14 protein-coding genes are annotated in these 15,066 nt (G+C 27.0%); all 14 read right to left on the bottom strand.

The window, feature by feature from the left end:
- Nucleotides 1–59: 59 nt before the first annotated feature.
- Nucleotides 60–416, bottom strand: coding sequence for a NifB/NifX family molybdenum-iron cluster-binding protein (locus TEGL_RS05230; RefSeq protein WP_018589136.1), 357 nt, complete (start codon nt 414–416; stop codon nt 60–62).
- A gap of 14 nt (nt 417–430) precedes the next feature.
- The gene (locus tag TEGL_RS05225; protein WP_018589135.1) at nt 431–1,261 is read right to left on the bottom strand and encodes an Mrp/NBP35 family ATP-binding protein; all 831 of its coding nucleotides are present in this window, start codon (nt 1,259–1,261) and stop codon (nt 431–433) included.
- Between the two features lie 132 nt (nt 1,262–1,393).
- A complete protein-coding gene (locus TEGL_RS05220) occupies nt 1,394–3,088 on the bottom strand; it encodes a CoA-disulfide reductase (RefSeq protein ID WP_018589134.1) in 1,695 nt (564 codons plus the stop codon).
- A gap of 130 nt (nt 3,089–3,218) precedes the next feature.
- Nucleotides 3,219–4,292, bottom strand: coding sequence for a GGDEF domain-containing protein (locus TEGL_RS05215; RefSeq protein ID WP_018589133.1), 1,074 nt, complete (start codon nt 4,290–4,292; stop codon nt 3,219–3,221).
- A gap of 182 nt (nt 4,293–4,474) precedes the next feature.
- Entirely contained in the window at nt 4,475–5,311 is an 837-nt protein-coding gene (locus tag TEGL_RS05210) for a DegV family protein (protein ID WP_018589132.1), read from the bottom strand.
- 212 nt (nt 5,312–5,523) lie between these two features.
- The gene (locus TEGL_RS05205) at nt 5,524–6,303 is read right to left on the bottom strand and encodes a C40 family peptidase (protein ID WP_018589131.1); all 780 of its coding nucleotides are present in this window, start codon (nt 6,301–6,303) and stop codon (nt 5,524–5,526) included.
- Between the two features lie 141 nt (nt 6,304–6,444).
- Entirely contained in the window at nt 6,445–7,035 is a 591-nt protein-coding gene (locus tag TEGL_RS05200; RefSeq protein ID WP_018589130.1) for an ATP-dependent Clp protease proteolytic subunit, read from the bottom strand.
- Between the two features lie 196 nt (nt 7,036–7,231).
- Nucleotides 7,232–7,540: a DUF6323 family protein gene (locus tag TEGL_RS05195; protein WP_018589129.1), complete on the bottom strand. Its 309-nt coding sequence runs from the start codon at nt 7,538–7,540 to the stop codon at nt 7,232–7,234.
- Nucleotides 7,541–7,632: 92 nt separating this feature from the next.
- Nucleotides 7,633–8,481, bottom strand: a complete 849-nt coding sequence (locus tag TEGL_RS05190) for a L,D-transpeptidase family protein (RefSeq protein WP_018589128.1) — start codon at nt 8,479–8,481, stop codon at nt 7,633–7,635.
- 150 nt (nt 8,482–8,631) lie between these two features.
- Nucleotides 8,632–9,072, bottom strand: a complete 441-nt coding sequence (locus tag TEGL_RS05185; RefSeq protein ID WP_018589127.1) for a hypothetical protein — start codon at nt 9,070–9,072, stop codon at nt 8,632–8,634.
- 159 nt (nt 9,073–9,231) lie between these two features.
- Nucleotides 9,232–10,275 (bottom strand): acyltransferase family protein, encoded by a 1,044-nt coding sequence (locus TEGL_RS05180; RefSeq protein WP_018589126.1) that lies wholly within the window; start codon nt 10,273–10,275, stop codon nt 9,232–9,234.
- A 250-nt stretch (nt 10,276–10,525) separates the two neighbouring features.
- A complete protein-coding gene (locus TEGL_RS05175; RefSeq protein ID WP_018589125.1) occupies nt 10,526–10,786 on the bottom strand; it encodes a PqqD family protein in 261 nt (86 codons plus the stop codon).
- Nucleotides 10,787–11,437: 651 nt separating this feature from the next.
- On the bottom strand, nt 11,438–12,967 hold the full coding sequence (yjeM, locus tag TEGL_RS05170) for a glutamate/gamma-aminobutyrate family transporter YjeM (RefSeq protein WP_018589124.1): 1,530 nt from the start codon (nt 12,965–12,967) through the stop codon (nt 11,438–11,440).
- 273 nt (nt 12,968–13,240) lie between these two features.
- On the bottom strand, nt 13,241–14,833 hold the full coding sequence (locus tag TEGL_RS05165; protein WP_018589122.1) for an EAL domain-containing protein: 1,593 nt from the start codon (nt 14,831–14,833) through the stop codon (nt 13,241–13,243).
- Nucleotides 14,834–15,066 lie beyond the last annotated feature (233 nt).

The raw sequence follows: 15,066 nt of genomic DNA, 5'->3' as shown, positions 1-15,066 counted from the left end.
AATTCGCAACCCTTTAGAGACGTATCGGCGAAACACTCCATGTGGCCAAATTAAAGATACTATCCTTGATGTGGTGCTCCACAAGAGTTTATTTCTTCAAGTTCTTTATTATTATATTTTTCAATAACTTCATCTATTGGTAAACTAGAACATTTATATGCTTTTATATTAGATTCACTAATTATATCAAATGCATTTGGTCCAAGGCTTCCTGTAATAATAACTTGAACTTTTTCATCTATTAACTGATTTGAAGAAGCAATTCCAGCACCTCCAGATGCTGTAAATCCTTTATTTTCAATTACATTAAATTCTCTACTATCTGTATCATAAATTTGAAAATAATTACATCTTCCAAATCTTTGATCTAGTAAACTTTCTTTTGTTCTCCCATTTGTGGAAATGGCTATTTTCATATTGAACTCTCCTTTTACTTATTAATATTTAGTTCATCTATTATTTTTTTTACTATAGGATTAAATACCTGATCTAAATCTTCTTTTTCCCTATTATCTTGTGATAGCTTACTTATGCTACTTAACATTGGTAGTTCACCAAATAGTTTTAAGTTATTTTCTTGTAAAAATTTATTTGTACTTTCTCCATCAAACAACTTAATTTTTTTGCCACAATCTTCACATGTTATGTAGCTCATATTCTCAACTACCCCAAGTAGTCTTACATTCATTTTTTTAGTCATCTTTACAGCTTTTGACACTATCATAGATACAAGATCTTGAGGAACAGATATCATAACTACTCCATTTATAGGAATTGATTGCATTACTGTAAGAGCTACATCTCCTGTTCCTGGTGGCATATCTATAAGAAGATAATCTAAATCTTCCCATATAACATCTGTCCAGAACTGTTTAACTAGATTAGATAACATAGGCCCTCTCCATATTACAGGATCATCCTCATTATCTGTAATTAAATTTAAAGACATAATCTTTATACCATCCTTATTCTGTACAGGTAGAATTCCCTGTTCAACATACGTTGCTCTTTTATCTCTTACACCTAATAATCTTGGAATACTAGGTCCTGTTATATCTGCATCTAATACACCAACTTTATATCCTTGTTTTTTCAATGTTTTGGCTATTAATGAACATATGGATGATTTTCCTACTCCACCCTTTCCACTCATTATGCCTATTATTTGCTTTACATTATTTAAAGGATTGTTTTCTATCATACAATTCTCTTTGTCCTTTGTGCATTTTTGTGCACTTGGACAGCTGTTGCAACTAGTCATACTTTCATCTCCTACTTCGTTATTAGCATATGCTAATTAAATATTAGCACCATTTATAGTTATTGTCAAATGCCAATAACTATTTTTTTCATAAAAAAATAGAGAATATTTCTTATCCTCTATTCTTTATAACTATAAAATTACTTCTAAGCTTTCATCTTGATCACTTATCAATTTTTCTGCATTTTTTATACTGCTATAAGTTTTATATCCACCATCTATATTTGAAGTATTATACCCATATTGATTTAATATAGTACATGCAATATATCCTCTTAATCCAACTTGACAACATACGTATACTCTTCTATCTTTAGGTATTTCATTTAGTCTATCTCTTAATTGTCCCAGTGGTATATTAACAACATTTTTTATAGAGCCGTTTGACACTTCGTATTCTTCTCTTACATCAAGTATGTATTCTTTATTTTTTACTAGATTTTCAATTTCATACCACTGTGTATTTTCAACTATATTTTCCATAATATTGGCACCACAGTATCCCATCATATTTACAGGATCTTTTGCAGAATTGTAAGGTGGTGCATAACAAACTTCTGTGTCTTGTAAGTCATATACTGTAAATCCTGCTTTTATTGAGTTTGCTATTAAATCAATACGTTTGTCTATACCGTCTTGTCCAACACCTTGTGCCCCTAGTATTTTACCTGTCATTGGATCAAATAACATCTTAAATGAAATTTGTGTTGCACCTGGATAATACCCTGCATGAGATGCTGGATGAATATGAATTGCTTCATAAGGTATGTTCAAATCTCTAAGGGTTTTTTCATTATTTCCTGTGGCTGCAACAGTTAAATCAAATACTTTTGCTACTAATGAGCCTAGGGTTCCTTTATATTCTACGTCTTTTCCTGATATTATATCTGCGACTAATCTTCCTTGTCTATTTGCTGGCCATGCTAAAGGAATCATAGTTGGTTTTTTATTTACAAAATCTATAACTTGTATAGCATCTCCCACAGCATATATATCTTCATTTGAAGTTCTCATCTTACTATTTACTACAATAGCTCCTTTTTCATTTACTTCAATACAAGCTTCTTTTGCTATCTTACTTTCAGGTGTTACTCCTATGGAAAGAATAATCATATCCGTCTCTATTTCTTTTCCACTTTTTAAAATAACTTTTTTACCCTTATCTTCAATCTTTGCAGGCTTATCTTTTAAGATTAATTTTACACCCTTTTCGATTAAATGAGTGTGAAGTACACTTGCCATCTCGTAGTCAACAGGTTTCATAACTTGATCCCTTGAATGAACTAATGTTACTTCTACTCCTCTTTCATATAAATTTTCAACCATTTCTAAACCTATAAATCCACCACCTATTACAAGAGCTTTTTGTGGTTTATTCGTATCAACATAATTTTTTATTTTATCTGTATCTGCAATATTTCTAAGAGTAAATAAATTTTCACAAGATTTTATTCCTTCTATATCTGGTATTTTAGGCATCGCTCCTGGTGAAAGTATTAACTTATCATAAGTTTCTTCGTATAATTCTCCAGTTTTGTGATTCTTCACCTTAACTTTTTTATTATTTTTATCTATTTTTATAACTTCACTTAAATTTCTTATGTCTAATTTAAATCTTTCTTTCATTCCTTCTACAGTTTGAACAAGAAGAAAACCTCTATTTTTTATGCTATCACCTATGTAATATGGAAGGCCACAGTTGGCAAATGATATATATTCTCCCTTTTCAAACATAATAATTTCGAAATCTTCATTTAGTCTTCTAAGCCTTGCTGCTGCAGATGCTCCACCTGCTACTCCACCTACTATCAAAACTTTTTTAGACATTAATTTACCCCCTTAGTAATTTTATCTATTCACTTATATTATAGTCCAAATATATATTATTTCTCACTTATAAAGACTTCTAATTAAATTAATTATTAGTATATAAGAAAATCAATAAAAATATTAAATTTTATTCTATGTCATAATTTGATGAGCATGATTGATTCTTACCTCTACTTTTTGCTTTATATAAAGCCTTATCAACATCTATTATAAGAAAATCGATGTCTTCTTGACAGAACTGTCCATAACCTACACTTATGCTTATTCTACCTGCTGGCGTTATCATTTCATTACAAGTTTCTACCAAAGATTTAGATATTTTTGAACACTCTTCATTAGTTGTATTTGGAAGAAGAATTAGAAATTCTTCACCACCCCACCTATATATGGTATCCTTTTCTCTTAATTTTTTTTTCATACATGTGGAAACTTGTTGAAGAACTATATCTCCAACCTTATGTCCAAATTTATCATTAACTTTTTTAAAATCATCTATATCAGTTAATATTATACAAACGGGTAAGTTATTTGCATTTTTCAAATAGTCACCTTCATAAATTATTTCATGAAATTTTGTTCTGTTATAACATTGTGTTAAATTATCTATAAAAGCAAATTCCTTTAGTTTTTTTTGCAACTCATACTTTTCATAATAACTTAAATACAATGTATAAGATATTGTAATGCATAATACCATAATAATCGGTATAACTAGCATATACATATTATAACTTATTGTATTTTTTAAAAATAATAAATCAAGAATAACAGGAACAATAAAACCTAGTATCTGATGAGCTAAAATATATTTAAACGGCATTCCATGAGAAACAGTTACTAAGCTTAGATTGTATACTATAAACCCATTAATACTGTAATTTACACCATTATCCAGTTTTTCAACTACAAGTAAATATAATAATAAAATATAAAACATACTTAAACATACAAAGATTGAAAGTATTTTATAATTATCTGTATACTTATACGGTACATAATAAACAAGAGGTGCTAATAGCATAAGTACTCTTAATAAAAAAACCGTTTTACTACCTTGAGGATCTATTATATAATCCCACCCAAAAAAAAGAAAACATGCTATGCTCAAACTTATGATAGAAATTAAAGTGTAATTTTTATATTCTTTATTCTTTGATTGTAAAAAATCTTCCTTTTCATCAAAAAATTTTATTTTTAACATTTTTTATATCTCCCCAAATATTATAAGTTCAATTAAAATGATACTCTATTCCAAATTTAAAGTCAATTTTTGGAAATATATTTAAATTTAATTTTAAATATTGAATTTTTTCATACAATTATATACATAAATAAAAAAAGCTATCTCATAACAACTGTTACGGATAGCTAGCAAATTCATTTTTATAATACACTTACTAATATAGCACCTTCTGATGTATAAGTTCCCATGACTGAACCAATTTCAGTTATAATAACCTCTTCAAAGCTATGATTTTTTAATATCATTTCTTTAGCTTTTTCGGCTTTTTCTAAACAATTTGCATGGGCTATTGCTAATGATGTATATTTTCCAGAACTAATTATATCGTTGGTTTTTCCTACAACTTTTTTAATAGAATTATTACACCCTCTTGCTGAATCTATTGGTTTTACAACACCATCACTAACTTTTATTATTACTTTCATGTTTAAAGCATTTATAAGTTTTCCTGCTAGAGGATTTACTCTACCACCTTTAATAGCATTTTCTAAAGTCTCAAGTGAACCATAGAAGAATTTATCTTTCTTTAATTTTTCAATTGTATCCACTGCTTCTTCAAAGTTTTTTCCTGCATCTATTAATTTGGCAGCTTTCATTACAAACTGTCCATGTCCTATAGATCCTGATTCAGTATCTATTACAGCTATTTTTTTATTAGGATTTTCTTCTAAGATCATATTCTTAGCAAGAAGAGCGGCTGAGTAAGTGCCCGATAAAGCCGAGGCTATTGTAAGCACTATCACATGCTCATCACCCTCATAACTTTGCATAAATTTTTCTGGTGATGGACATGAAGTCTTTGGAAGTTCCTTTGAGTTTCTCATTCTTTCATAAAATTCTTTTTTATCCAATTCTCCATCTATGTATACATCTTCTCCAAAAGAAACATTTAATGGTACTACTTTTATATTATATTTTTCAATTATATCTTTATTTAAATCACAAGAGCTATCTGTTATTATCTTTATTTTATTCATAATTTACTCCTTAAATTATACTATTTCGCAAGTCGGTCATCCGACCGATAATTAATTTAATTATATTATTTGATTAATCTAATGTCAACGTTTTATTTTGATTATCAAATTTTTTATTATTAATATATTTTAAAACAAAAAAACTTTTATAGCATGTTTATATCATACTATAAAAGTTTTCTCTTATTTCTTATGTTTTATTCCATTTTAAATTATGGTCTTCTTGCACATATGTATTTTTTTTCATAATATCCAGTTAAAGTTGATTTTTTCACTCCGTCTCTTGGATTTGAAGCATGTATAAATTCATTATTTCCTATATACATACCTACATGACTCACTCTTCCTTTTCCCATTGTATCAAAGAATATTAAATCTCCTACTTGTAAGTCTTTTTTCTTAACAGATTTTCCATATTCACTTTGTTCATATGAAACCCTTGGTATATTTTTGCCTAATGCTTTTTTGTAAATATATTGGGTTAACCCTGAACAATCAAAATTATTTGGACCTGTTGCTCCCCACACATATTTTTTTCCAACTTGTTCTTTTAGTAAATTTACGGCTTTATCCATTTTAGTTTTACTTATTGGGTTTCCAACATTTTCACTCTTTTTACTATCCCCAACTGATATTTCTATATTCGCTATTGTATTAGTACTGTTTGACTTAATATCTTCAGGTTTTACATAATTTACATTTACATTTATTCTATCGGAATTTATACTTCCAAGAAGTGTAGTAAGTGCATTTAAGTCATTAGAATATAAATTATTATTATTTAAATTACTAATATTGTTCAATAAATTTCCTGCCCTATTACAAGAAGTACAAGAACCTCCTAAATTATTAGAATTTAGTAAACTATTTGATAAAACAGAAACAAAGTCATATGATGAATTACTTGATGAACTATTATTACTATTTAGACTTGCACTAGTACTCATTGCCTGTAGCAGTCTACTTAAAGCTATTTGATTAATTTCACTCATATCTTACTCCAATTTATAATTTGTTTTTATAATTATTATAATACGGCAATTAATTTTCTTTATTTAGAGCTAAACTTATTTTTGTTATAATTCAAAGTAATTTTTTTATAAAAAGAGAGCCTCATAGAGCTCTCCTCTTTCTTATACGGTAGGTATTTCATCGTAACTACTTATTACTTTGTTTACTATGCCATACTCTACTGCTTCTTCACAATTTAGCCAATAGTTTCTATCTGTGTCATTTTCAACTTTTTCTAATGGTTGATTTGTAGCAGTGCTTATTATTTTATTTATTCTTTCACGAACTCTAGCAATTTCTAAAGCTTCTATATGAAGATCTGTTGCTTGACCTCTACATTGACCAAGTGGTTGATGTATCATATATCTCGTATTTGGTAGAGAATATCTGTTTTCTTTGTCAGCAGCAAGATATATTGTTATTCCTGCGCTAGCTACCCATCCAGTTCCTATAACTATAACCTTTGGTTTTACAAATTTAATCATATCATGGATAGTATCTCCAGCTTCCACATGTCCACCTTGACTATTTATGAATATTTTTATAGGCTCATCACCCATTTCTTGTAATATTAATAATTGAGTAGCTACTTTTTCTGCTAATTCTTGATTTATCTCTCCCGAAATAAATATTGTTCTAGATTTTAATAATTTTTCCATAACCACACTAGATGTGTCTTTTCCTTTTTCCTCTTTCTCCCCTAAATAAATCATTTACTTTCTCCTTTTATACCTTTTTAATATAAAACATTCTAAAGATTATTGTTAATTTGTCCCTTATTAATCATTATATATCTATCTTATTTACCTTACAACTTTCCATTTATTAAATTTTCTATTTCTTTTAATTTATTTTCACTTAGTGATTTAAGATATTCTACGTAAAACTCTTCCCATTCATAACTAGTGTCTAATTTTTTAAGTAATAAAAAATATCTTGTAGATCATTAATTATTTCTACATAATCGTCTTTATCTGTATATTGAGATGTATATATTTTATTTATTAGTTTTTTAGTTACATCCATATTCAGATCTATTCTTCCATAAGTTTTTAAGCTATACTCTCTCGATTTAATAATTTCTTCCACATCTTCTTCTGTCAAAATCAATCCATAGGCTGATGATTTTTCATTAATTTTTAAGAGTTCATTTTTTGCTACAGTGATATATTCATTTTGTATTGAACTTAAAATAATATTTTTTCTCAATTTTATCATATCCTTTCAAAAACTCCTTGATTTTTTAACATTTTTATGCACAAAAAAAAGACAAGATTATAATAACTTGCCTTTAATATTTATTAATTTAATTAATTTATCACTACTGCTGTTGTATCTAAAATATTATCATATATCCAATGTGCATTTTCCACTGATAACCTTATACAACCATGACTTAATGCCTCACCTAAAATATCATTAATTATTTCTGTTCCCTCTGCATTAAAAAGAACGGAGTGATAATAATAACTTCCTTTTATTCTCGTAGCATATTTTACTCTATAAGTATCTGAACCAAAGTACGGCTTTCTGCCATTTATATAAAAAGTTCCTGTAATTGTTGGTGTACTAGGCTTTCCCACAGTACAGCTCCATTTATAAAGTAACTCCCATTGATTATCTTTACCTTTTTCAAATACATAAGTTAATCTATTTTTTAAATTTGTAGTAATTAAATTTACAGTTGGGCTTTTGATATTATTATCATTTACAAATTTAATCATATCTGTATCAAAGTAAGTAAAATCATATTCACCTGGTTTCATACCATCATTGCTCAAAAACACATTAAATATATATCCCTCTTTATCGTCATAAATAACCTTACTCCAATCTCCATTCACATCTAAAACTTGTACCCTGGATTTTGCTGGAACCATAGTTACTGGATTTGATGCTGAGTCTGGATAAGATCTTAACTCGGTATCTGTCCAAGTATATTGTGTTTTTGACAAGTACTCATTATAAACAAATCCTCTTAAATCATTATAAATCACCTCATACCAATCTTCTTCTGCATCAATAACATTAACTTTTGAACCTGCTGGTATTACTGTGATAACATTAGCTTCAGTAGACTTTCCATCCCTTAAATTTAAATTAGCAAGAGTATATTTAACATTGTCATTTGAACTTTGTTGTCTTTTAATTCTGCGCATGTTCCCCACCCCTATAATAAATATTTTTATAATATTTTATGAGAGTAAAGCTATATTAGTTCGTCATTTATATTTATATATCATTATTAAACCCTTTTTCGCTTTAATAATTAATGACCCGGTATTAGTTTTAATACCAGGCCATCTTAGTTATTTACTATTTAATATTTTCATGTTTCTTTTCATATTTTGTATATTTTCTTGTACAACCTCTTTTAATTTTTCTCCCTTTTCCTTGCTAATAACTTTTTCACTTACCATCCTGTCTATTTTTTCACATTCAATCTTATAAATTTTTTCTTTAATATCAGCTTCTTTGGACTCTCTATCCTTTGTCATATAAGAGTTAATATTTTTCACATCATCTTCCGTTAGGCTACCATTTTCTTTTAGTTCATTTATACTTTCTTTTAGCAAACCCCATTTAACTCTTGGACAAGGGCATTTAGTACATGAGCTGTCATCAACATATGTAGATGAAGTTATTTCATTTTCCAATGCATTAATTTTTAAAGCTCCTCCACACAATGTTCCAAGTATTATAAATAGCGTAATTATCACCAAACCTACTGATTTATTAGTTCTTTTCATATTTTACCTCCTTTAGTTTACAAAAGCACTTTTGATTAACTTTACTTTTCCCAAAAAGCTTAATTAAACCTTAAGAAAATAAATTTTTATAAAAATTTGCTTCTATCAAAAATACCTACATTTTAAAATTAATGTAGGTATTTCTAATTTATAATATATTTATCTGCCACCAGTCAGTAACATATATATTTTTCTCATATATTTTCTCATAAATATTGCCACACAAGCGCATATTATTATTGTTATTATTGGTGCTACAAAGAAAATAATTAAGCTACTCGTTGAACTTACTGGCATTACTTTAAACCACACCTTTTTAATAATTGATTGTAGTGGAATATGGAAGAAGTAAATAAATATTCCGTACTTAGCTAGCTTCATTTCTTTTCCTAAATCAAACTTTTTCTTAAATCGCTCTCCTATTACATCATAAACAAACCATGCAAATGGTACACCACATAGTATTATTATGTTTTCAACAAGTAATAATACATATTCGTGATTTGGTATTTGAGGCATATATATTAGAATAGTTTTTAGTATTATAGCTAATATATAACCTAATCCAAATAAATATCCCTTATCTTTATATTTATTAAAGTATATATCAAAGTCTCCAATTGCAAAACATGCACCAATTGCAAACATTAATATAGGGTAATAAATAACATCAAAGAACCAAAATACTGTAATTACTAACAATGCTTTACCTTTTAATTTGTCTATAACATAGTAAATTATTGGGGAAATCACTACATTTATCATTAAGGCTCTAATATACCAAAACTGATATGGAAGAGGATAAATATAAGTATTTTTAAATAATTCTACAGCATTATAATCAGCTATTATTCTATCTGAGAACATTGATCTACCAAAAGCAGTAAGTTCTACTAAATATAATATTATCAGCCATCCTGTACACCATATAAAATAAGGTATAAATAAACTTTTAAATCTTTTTTTGTATTTTGATAAAAAAGCCTCTGTTGATGGTTTAAATTTATAAAAGAATAGGTATCCTGATATTACAAAGAACATAGGTACAGCTATTCTTACAATTCCTTGTCCTATAAAGTTTTGTACTAATGTATTTACATTAAATATAGATGCATCTTCTAAGTTGTTCGAATGAAGAACGACAACAAAGAAAGTCATAATTAAAGACATATTTTTAATTTTATTACTAAGGTATTTGTCCATAAGTTCCCCTCTTTCTGCATATTTTACTTTTTTCGCTAAATTTCTAATAGTCTACAATTTAAAATACCATAATTTTTTTCTTTTATCAATAAAACTAATGTGACATTTATGTTATATTTTAAAATAATTCATTCCATCTTGTAAAAACGATTTCTTTTTTTAATTAATTTTAATAAAAATAAAAAAGCTGTACTATTTATTTTATAGACAACTTTCTTTTATCTTATTCTCATCAGTTTTATATTGTATTTTATATTATATTTACATTCTTTAAATATTTAATAAAATCGTCAACGTTAGTTCTTGCTTCATTCAGCTCTAAACTATATTTATCCATAACCTTAAAAACGATTTCATCTTCATTTTTTGCACTTTCAAGATTATTCCAAATAAAACTTCCTATATTATTAACCTTTATTATTCCTTTAAAAGATAATGCTGTTTCTCCTATTGGAACTAAGGTATTTTCCCCACAAATATTTCTCATACAAAACTCTTTTTTTATTTTCATAACTACTTCCCCCTTAAGTTTACTATTTATATTAAAATAGCAACTTTGTTAAAAATATATTTATATTCTATAAATAATATATTAATTTTACACTCATGTCAATGAAAATAAAAAAAACATTTTCCATACCATAATATTTATTTTTTTAAGCCATTAATTTTCTTTTCTTAAAATCATATGAAAAATTAAATAAACATTATAAAGTACTTTAATTAATATAGGTCAAAAATGTCACTCCTTCAATTTTATAAAGTTAGAATATTCAAAATATTTTTTAATTATATATACTAAAGATATATACTAAAGAATGAAGTAAATATACCATGTACATTTTAGAAATTTTTGTGTAAAATTTGTGTAGGGAATTCAATATCGACGGAAAAATTAAAAAACAATAATCAAATTTTAGAAATGGATTATAAAGAATAAAAAAATCAGAAAAATTCAATCCTATGGTTAAAAAGAAAGAGTGGAAGATAATATCTTATATGTAATTGAGGTATTTTATAAAGATAACAAAAAAGCATTTGGCTTAGAAGATACTATAATTTATAAAACCACAAGTATTCATAAATGGTAAATTGATATTTTTCCAAATAAAAAGAAGGTGATAATAATATTCACCTTCTTTTTTAAACACATTACATATAATTATGCCACTTTATTTGTATTATTTTTATTTTTAATATATTTCTTTTCATATCTAGCATATAATAAATACCCTACTACAGAGAATAGTAATGGTCCACCTATCATTGTAAGTGTCTTAACTAAACCTTCTGTACTAGTTATTACCGGCTCAATTATTGTAAATACATTTGCAAATCCAATTATAGCAGTTACCATTGTTGCTGCTGCTATAGCTAAACCATAAGATTTATAAACAACAAATGGTCTTTCTAATTCCCCATTTAGTTGCTTTTTTTTAAATTTAGGGAATGCTGCTGATAAGAACATATATGGTATAGTCATTGCTACGTTAGTCATTAATGTAAGAAGAGCAACGAATTCTTTTGCGTCATCCCCACCAAATGCAACTATTAATATCATAACTATTACTATTATCGCTTGAACTATCATAGCGTTTATTGGCATTCCATTTTTTATTTCTCCAAGTTTTCCAGGCCATACTTCTTTTGGAGCACCTTGGATAAGAGTTTTAAGTGGTGAATAAGTTAATGTAAAGAAAGCTCCTGTTAAAGCTAAGAACATTGAAAGACCAACAAATCTTGCTGTCCATGCTCCAACTGTTAATGCCGCTGCTTGAGAAAGCCCCATTCCAACACCTATTTTAAATCCTAAGTTACTCATTAATATATATGTAACATTTGCTAAGTTTACGTTACTACCACTCATTACTTCTGACCAGTTGGCAAACATACCGCATGCAAATATTCCTAATGCATATCCTAAAGATATTACCACTGCTGATATAGCCAAACCTTTTGGGAAAGTCTTTTCAGCATTTTCTGTTTGGTCTACTAACCCTCCAAGAACTTCTAAGCCACCAAATGCAAAAACTGCAAATGTTAAGAATGATAATATTGCTATTGGAGTTGAATACTCTGGATTTGGTGAAGTTGTAAAGCTTTGAGCTATATTATTTATTGGCTCTGCTAAACCACCATTCATTAAAACTACTACAATACCCCCGCCTAGTAATACTATGTTAAGTATTGTTACAGCAGTTCCTCCTACAGAAGTTATTTTACTTATTTTTTCTACACCTTTTGTAGCTATAAAAGTAACAATAACTATCCATATCGCTGCTAATATTCCTAATGTTTGTACTGATCCTAGACCAAATAAGCTCCAGCTACTAGTCATATCCTTACCAAATATTGCGTTTGATAATGGTATCCATATAGTTGATGAAACGTTTACCATCCAAATCATATATGAAGCGTACCACATAAAAGTACCTATAAATGCGTATTTACCACCAACTGATTTTTCCATCCATGAGTACATTCCACCACTTTCTTTCTTGAAAGCCGAACCATACTCTGCCATCATAAAAGCATATGGAATAAAAAATAGTACCGCACTTATTACATACCATGGAATAGCTGAATAACCCATTAAGAAAAATGCCTTAGGCATATTAGCAAATCCAAATACCGATGTGAATATCATAAGTACAAGAGGTACTAATGTAAGTTTTTTTGTTTCTTTTGACATAACTTTTCCTCCTTATAATCCCCATCATTTACTACAAGATAAACCTTTTCTTCTGTAAATTTTGAGTTCACGCAGTAACAACCTTTTTTGTTACCTGAAATTGTCACAATTTATAATAACACTATTAATTTTATTTTTCAACGGCATTTTTTAATTTATTATATTTCCATAAATATACAGAATTATCTTACTAATTACGACAATTATTGTCGATTATGCAAGCTAATTTTCACAAAAAAAATAATGATGCAACACTTGCATCATTATTATCTACTATATAGGAGATGGTTTGCTATAGTAATACCCCTGCACATATATTTTATCATTATCAATGCTTTTTATAAGATTAATTTGCTCTTCAGTTTCTACACCTTCCACAACTAATACACTGTCTGCTCTTTTTGATACTGCTGATAAAAACTTTATAATTTCTTCCTTAAGATATTTCTTAGATATAGTGTATATAAAATATCTGTCTAATTTGATAATATCAAATTCAATTTTTCCAAGTAAATCTAAATTAGAGTGTTCCATGCCAAAATCATCTATCGCTATTAAATAGCCTACATCTTTTAATTTTTCTATACATGTAGACAGTTTACTAATACTTTCTGATTTTACTCTTTCTATGATTTCAAAACAAATTGAATTTCTTGATAGATTGTATTTTTCCATTAATTCAATAGATTTTTTAATAAAATCATCATTAATAAGCTCATTAACTGAAATATTTACGGAAATATATTTGCCGCTTTCCAATCTATATTTTTCATGTATTTTTTTATAATCTTTCATTACATTTTCTAAAACCCATAAAGATAATTTATGCAACATATTATTAGACTCTACTTCATCTAAAAACGAATTTGGTGATAATACTCTTCCATTTTTACATTTTTGTCTTATTAGAGCTTCAAATCCAACTATTTTTTCCACATTAGGATCAAATATGGACTGATAGTAAAGTATATATTTATCATTTTTTATTCTATATTTTATTTTTATTTTTATACTTATTGATTTTATTTTTCTAAAATTAGATAAAACAAATATTATAGATATAATAAGCATAGTTGATATGATATGCCTAAATATCTTGCTATTTTCTTTTATTTTAAAATATTTATTATAAGACTTTTCTAAGTCCTTTAAAATATCTTCTTTGTTATTTTCTACAATTTCATTAATATGAATAATAATATCTTTATTTTTCTTACTAGCTCCTATATAAACAGGCCCTGTCGAAAACTCATATACTAGTTTTCCATAATTCTGTTTATTTATAGGTTGTATAGACAAATCCAGATCTCTTCTCTTAAATGAATTTATCATATCCCCTTGTTCATAAAATTCAATAGTATTAACATCAATATTTTTATTTTTAAATAAATCTTTTATGTATTCTCCATTATTTTCATTTTTAATAACACCTAGTTTTAAATTTTCCATATTCTCTAAATTTACATACATAACTTCACTATTATTAGAAAATATTCCATATCGTTGAACACCTATAGATTTATCTGAATACACAATTTTATCCATTCTATCGTCAGTTTTATTTAAACCAACAACAATATCCACTTTACCGCATTCTAACTTTTCCATAGTATTTTTAAATGATGAAATTTCATATTCGTAAGTATATTCATCATATCTATTTATTATTTTAATTACATCATCATAGTAGCCTTTTACTTTTTGATTTTTACCAATATAATAACAAGGTTCATATTCATAAACACCAACTTTTATGATTCTTGAGTCATTTACATGATTTAAATCGCTATATCTAATATAAAGGTAAATGCATAATATTATAAATATAATTCCTATGAGTATGATTGACTTATAAGATTTTTTCATCTGAAGGTTTTCCTCCTCCTTCCATAAATCTTTATTTACCTACACTTAAAGTATAGTATTTATCAATTGTATATCATAGCATTAATAATATTTTTTTATATGTTTATAATTTAAAATACAAAATTTTCTCATTTTTCTGTATTATAATATAACTTCACAAATATTCTATATAATTGGATTTTATTTTGAAATAAAAAAAGATAGAGTTATTACTCTATCTTTTTTGTTATATA

The sequence above is a fragment of the Terrisporobacter glycolicus ATCC 14880 = DSM 1288 genome (assembly GCF_036812735.1).
GTDB classification, from domain to species: domain Bacteria; phylum Bacillota; class Clostridia; order Peptostreptococcales; family Peptostreptococcaceae; genus Terrisporobacter; species Terrisporobacter glycolicus.
This window is presented reverse-complemented; position numbering and strand designations above follow the sequence as displayed.